Below are 289 nucleotides of genomic sequence, written 5' to 3' on the forward strand. Positions count from 1 at the left end.
TCGGCTAAATGGTGGAGGATGACGGGATCGAACCGCCGACCCCCTGCTTGTAAGGCAGGTGCTCTCCCAGCTGAGCTAATCCTCCGAAAATTGCCTGGCAACGTCCTACTCTCACAGGGACAAGGTCCCAACTACCATCGGCGCTAGAGAGCTTAACTTCCGTGTTCGGTATGGGAACGGGTGTGGCCTCTCTGCCATCATTACCAGACTGTATTCTTTTAAGACAAGAATTATTGTAACTCATTTAACTTTTAAAGTCAACAAGTTTTTTATATTCTTTCAAAACTAG

The 289-nt window shown here is 46.7% G+C and carries 1 tRNA gene and 1 rRNA gene; both read right to left on the reverse strand.

Annotation, left to right across the window (positions count from 1 at the left end):
* Positions 1–9: 9 nt before the first annotated feature.
* A tRNA-Val gene (locus tag BAQ49_RS02730) sits at positions 10–85 on the reverse strand.
* A gap of 7 nt (positions 86–92) precedes the next feature.
* Positions 93–208, reverse strand: a 5S ribosomal RNA gene (gene rrf, locus BAQ49_RS02735).
* Between the last annotated feature and the right edge of the window lie 81 nt (positions 209–289).

Source organism: Bacillus proteolyticus (assembly GCF_001884065.1).
In the GTDB taxonomy this organism is placed as follows: domain Bacteria; phylum Bacillota; class Bacilli; order Bacillales; family Bacillaceae_G; genus Bacillus_A; species Bacillus_A proteolyticus.